The organism is Mycobacterium sp. 1245852.3, assembly GCF_001669335.1.
Lineage (GTDB): Bacteria > Actinomycetota > Actinomycetes > Mycobacteriales > Mycobacteriaceae > Mycobacterium > Mycobacterium europaeum_A.
In genome coordinates this window covers 1-4,899 of the sequence record NZ_LZLL01000308.1, presented here as the reverse complement: position 1 = coordinate 4,899, position 4,899 = coordinate 1, and the positions used below count along the sequence as shown (strand labels likewise).

Here is a 4,899-nt window from a genome sequence, read left to right as displayed (position 1 = left end):
GTGTCGCAACGCGGCGATCGCGGTGGGGCCGCAGCCGTTCGACGGTTAACTCCGGGCCGAACCGTGCAGTTGAGAGGCGTTGTCGGCTTTGCCCTTGTCGCCAACACAGTCAACCACGCGGCGCCGGAAGCGCTGCCAGGATGGGGCCACGGGCCGGTCGGACCGAACCGAGGCGGCTTCCCGCCGGCGACACTCCCGTCACTCGGTAGCGGGCGTTTCATTCCCGGGGTCCATCGGCGCCCGGGGCCGCCGTTCGAGGCGCCGCGGTGGGTGGGGCACCACTTTGCTGACCGAGCCGAGGAGAACGGCACAGACATCGGCTTGCGCGACGACCTGTCGTCCAGCCGGGCAGCGGCGCGCCGCGCCGGTCGCGCCCCGGGCGCGCATCGGTACAAGCGCACCACATTGGCGCAGCTCAGACTCTCGCCGACGGGACCGACCCGACGCTGTTGCACACACGCAAAACGAAATTCGCCATTCGCCTGGCACAGCGCGAACGTCATGCCACACTGAAACAGATTGGGTCAGCATGTTTGTCGACCCCCATGGGCGGCAATGATCCAACAGAGGCGAGCACGTCGGCCGGCCTTCGTGTCCGCCCAGGTCCCGTCGGTTCAGCCCGAGAGCCGACGGGGCCGCCCTCTTCTCGGGCCTTTCACGGCCCGAACACCGGTCCGCAACGGCTCGCCGATTGGCCTCAACAACACCGCGGTGCGGGAGTACCGTCGGCGTATGGATGGGTCGCCAGGCGTGTGGATTCTCGGTGGTTACCAAAGCGATTTCGCGCGCAACCTGACCAGAGAAGGCCGCGACTTCGCAGCGCTGACCGTCGAGGTTGTCGACGCCACACTGACCGCGGCGAAGGTCGATCCGGCCGCCATCGAGGTGGTGCACGTCGGCAACGCCTTCGGTGAGATGTTCGCCCGCCAGGGCCACCTCGGGGCGATGCCGGCGACTGTCTGCGACGGCCTGTGGGACACCCCGGCCTCGCGCCACGAAGCGGCGTGCGCGTCCGGCAGCGTGGCGGTGCTGGCGGCGATGGCCGATCTGCGATCGGGCGCATACGACACCGCACTGGTGGTGGGCATCGAGCTGGAAAAGACCGTCCCCGGCGACACCGCCGCCCAGCATCTGGGTGCCGCCGCGTGGACCGGACACGAGGGCGCCGACGCCCGCTACCTGTGGCCGTCCATGTTCGCCCAACTGGCCGACGAATACGACCGGCGGTACGGCCTGGACGACGCGCACCTGCGAGCCATCGCACAGCTCAACTTCGCCAACGCTCGGCGCAATCCCAACGCGCAGACCCGCGAGTGGACCATCCCGGACCCGATTGGCGACGACGACGCGACCAACCCGATCACCGAAGGCCGGCTGCGGCGGTTCGACTGCAGCCAAATGACCGACGGCGGCGCGGGTTTGGTGCTCGTCAGCGACGCCTATCTGCGCGAACACCCCGATGCGCGCCCGATCGGGCGCATCGACGGGTGGGGTCACCGCACGGTCGGGCTGGGACTACGACACAAACTGGACCGCGCCGACGGTGACCCGTACGTTCTGCCCCACGTGCGGGCCGCGGTCGCCGATGCGTTGCGCCGCGCGCGGCGCGGCCTCGACGACGTGGACGGCTTCGAGGTGCACGACTGCTTCACCCCGAGCGAGTACCTGGCCATCGACCATCTCGGGTTGACCGGTCCGGGTGAATCGTGGAAGGCCGTCGAGAACGGCGAGATCGAGATCGGGGGCCGGCTGCCGATCAACCCCAGCGGCGGGCTGATCGGCGGCGGACACCCGGTCGGCGCGTCCGGCGTGCGGATGCTGCTCGACGCGGCCAAGCAGGTCAGCGGCGCCGCCGGCGAGTATCAGGTCGACGGCGCGCAGACCTTCGGCACGCTGAACTTCGGCGGAAGTACCGCAACCACAGTCAGTTTCGTCGTCAGCGGCACCGAAGGCGCGTGAGCCATGGATGTTGGAATCGTCGGCAAGTTCCTGTCAACCCTGCCCGAAGACGACGATCACCCCTACCGAACAGGGCCATGGCGCCCCCAGACCACCGAGTGGGACGCCGATGACCTCGTCGCCGTCGAGGGTGAGATCCCCCGCGACCTGGACGGCGTCTACCTGCGCAACACCGAGAACCCGCTCCACCCGGCACTGAAGACCTATCACCCGTTCGACGGCGACGGCATGGTGCACGTGGTTGGCTTCCGGGACGGAAAGGCCTTCTACCGCAACAGATTCATCCGCGCCGACGGTTTTCTCGCCGAGAACGAGGCCGGCGGACCGCTGTGGCCGGGTCTGGCCGAGCCCGTCCAACTGGCCCGCCGCGAGCAAGGGTGGGGCGCGCGCACCCGGATGAAGGATGCGTCAAGCACAGACGTCATCGTCCACCGCGGGGTCGCGCTGACCAGTTTCTACCAGTGCGGCGACCTGTACCGGATCGACCCGTACACGGCCGACACCCTCGGCAAGGAGTGCTGGAACGGCGGCTTTCCGGCCGACTGGGGCGCGTCCGCACATCCCAAGGTAGACAACAGAACCGGCGAATTGCTGTTCTTCAACTACAGTAAGCAAGAGCCGTACATGCATTATGGCGTGGTCGACGAGCGCAACGAGCTGGCACATTATGTCGACATCCCGCTGCCCGGCCCGCGGCTCCCCCATGACATGGCGTTCACCGAAAACTACGCCATCCTCAACGATTTCCCCTTGTTCTGGGATCCTCAGCTGCTCGAGCACGACGTGCACCTGCCCCGCTTCTATCCCGACATGCCGTCGCGATTCGCGGTGATTCCGCGCCGCGGCGGCACCGGAGACATTCGCTGGTTCGAGGCCGATCCCACTTTCGTGCTGCACTTCACCAATGCCTACGAGGTCGGCGACGAGATCGTGCTCGACGGATTCTTCGAAGGTGATCCGTCTCCCCTGGATACCGGAGGAACCAAGTGGGAGAAGCTGTTTCGCTTCCTCGCCTTGGATCGTCTGCAGGCCCGGCTGCATCGGTGGCGCTTCAACCTGGTCACCGGCGCGGTACGAGAAGAGCAGCTCTCGGAGTCCATCACCGAGTTCGGCACCATCAATCCCGGCCACGCCGCGCGCGACTACCGCTACACCTACGCCGCCACCGGCAAGCCCGGCTGGTTCTTGTTCGACGGTCTGGTCAAACACGACCTGCGCACCGGGTACGAGGAAAAATTCGCCTTCGGCGACGGCGTCTACGGCAGCGAGACCGCGATGGCGCCGCGCGCGGGCGCCGTCGGCGAAGACGACGGTTACCTGGTCACCCTCACCACCGACATGAACGCCGACGCCTCCTATTGCCTGGTGTTCGATGCCGCCCGGGTCGGCGACGGCCCGGTGTGCAAAGTACAACTGCCGGAGCGCATCTCCAGCGGCACCCATTCGACGTGGGCACCCGGAACAGAGCTGCGGCGTTGGCGCACCACGGAGTCGGCGGCCGCGGCGATTGGGCTGTGACGATGCCGCATCGCCGCCGGATGACGCACTGGCCCGCACAGCTGGCCCCAATCGGCGGTCTGCGTTTCGCTCGCCGGTCGTCGAATTTCGCTGAGACGGTGCGGTTTTACCGTGAACTAGTAGGGCTGCCGCTCTATGAGACTTTCGAGGGAAGCTACGGCAGCAACGGCGCCATCTTCGGGCTGCCCGGCTGGAACCTGACGCTGGAGATCGTCGAATCGCCCGAGCCCATCGCTGTGGACCAGCACGAGCAGCTGTGCCTGTACTTCCCCGACAAGCGGGCCCAACAGGCCGCGACCGCCCGTCTTCTAGCGGCCGGGACGTCGCCTGTCGAACAGCACCCCTATTGGGCGGCCACCGGCGCGGTCACCTTCCGCGACCCGGACGGTCGCGAGATCGTGTTCGCGCCCTTCGTGTTCGGCGTCAACGAGCCCGGCCACAGCGCCAGTTCGGGAAAACACGAATTCCCGTCGGCCTGACGGTTCAGCGGACGGGCCGTCCAGAGGCCAACGCCGCGATGACGGCCACCAGCGAGCACGCCACCGCGCAGACGGCAGCACCCGCCCCGACGTAGAGGCCGTATTCGGCCGACACCGGCGGGCAGACGTTGATCTTGTAATACCACACCGTGAGGGCCACCAGCAGCGACGAAATCAACAGGGCGGCAATCGAAGCCACTTTCACCGAGAGGCCACGACCGATCATCGCGCCGACCACCAGCAGCGTCGAGGCCAACAGCACGATGAGCTGGCCCGCGCCGAACCCCCGCGGCAGTTCCAGGTTGCCGTGTGCGCCGCCGATGGCGTTGGCCCAGCCCCCGCCGTTCACGGTCGTCCTCAGCCACGGCAGCCATGCGCTGGCCGACACCACCACGGCGAAAAACGCCACCAGCCAACCGGGACGGAGTCGGCGAGTCATGCTAGCGAGATTAACGGACCGCGGCACCGGCCCGCGTGAGCGAGCGCGCGGCTCGCCGCACTTGGATCGCTAGGTCGGCAGCGAGGACAGGTTGAAGATCGCACCCGTCGGATCGCTCGCGGCGGCCAGCCGTCCGTACGGGGTGTCCTCGGCGTCGCGCACCACGGCGCCGCCGTTGTCGGCGATCACCCGCAGCGTCTTGTCGACATCCTCGGCGCCGAAGAAGATCACCCAGTTAGGCGAAATCTCCTCCGACAAGGCCGCGCCGTCCATCACGCCGAGCAGCTCCTCATCGCCGAACCGGGCTGTGCTGTAGCGGAATTCGTCGGTATCGGAAACCGGCTCGGTCTGCCATCCGAGCACGTCGCGGTAGAAGTCGAGGGCCGCGCCGTAGCCGCGCGTGGTCAGCTGGTGCCAGACCGGACTGCCGGCCGCCCCGATGAGCTCGAAGCCACGGTGCTCCAGCGGCTGCCACAAGCCGAACACCGCGCCGGTTGGGTCGGT

The 4,899-nt window shown here is 67.6% G+C and carries 5 protein-coding genes; 3 read left to right on the top strand and 2 right to left on the bottom strand.

Annotation, left to right across the window (positions count from 1 at the left end; all coding sequences use genetic code 11):
* Nucleotides 1-732 precede the first annotated feature (732 nt).
* The 3 genes from A9W96_RS14010 to A9W96_RS14000 are packed head-to-tail and all read left to right on the top strand — an operon-like array spanning nucleotide 733 to nucleotide 3,956.
* Entirely contained in the window at nucleotides 733-1,959 is a 1,227-nt protein-coding gene (locus A9W96_RS14010; protein WP_067025251.1) for an acetyl-CoA acetyltransferase, read from the top strand.
* A gap of 3 nt (nucleotides 1,960-1,962) precedes the next feature.
* Nucleotides 1,963-3,477, top strand: coding sequence for a carotenoid oxygenase family protein (locus A9W96_RS14005; protein WP_067140545.1), 1,515 nt, complete (start codon nucleotides 1,963-1,965; stop codon nucleotides 3,475-3,477).
* A gap of 20 nt (nucleotides 3,478-3,497) precedes the next feature.
* Nucleotides 3,498-3,956 (top strand): VOC family protein, encoded by a 459-nt coding sequence (locus tag A9W96_RS14000; RefSeq protein ID WP_231999683.1) that lies wholly within the window; start codon nucleotides 3,498-3,500, stop codon nucleotides 3,954-3,956.
* Nucleotides 3,957-3,960: 4 nt separating this feature from the next.
* Here A9W96_RS14000 and A9W96_RS13995 read toward each other — a convergent pair whose 3' ends face one another.
* Together A9W96_RS13995 and A9W96_RS13990 are read right to left on the bottom strand one after the other, a co-directional pair.
* Nucleotides 3,961-4,395 carry a hypothetical protein gene (locus tag A9W96_RS13995; RefSeq protein WP_067140542.1) on the bottom strand — a complete coding sequence of 145 codons (435 nt, stop codon included), beginning with the start codon at nucleotides 4,393-4,395 and terminating at the stop codon, nucleotides 3,961-3,963.
* 69 nt (nucleotides 4,396-4,464) lie between these two features.
* Nucleotides 4,465-4,899, bottom strand: a 435-nt coding sequence (locus A9W96_RS13990; protein ID WP_197499517.1) for a VOC family protein, incomplete at its 5' end; no start/stop codon positions are given.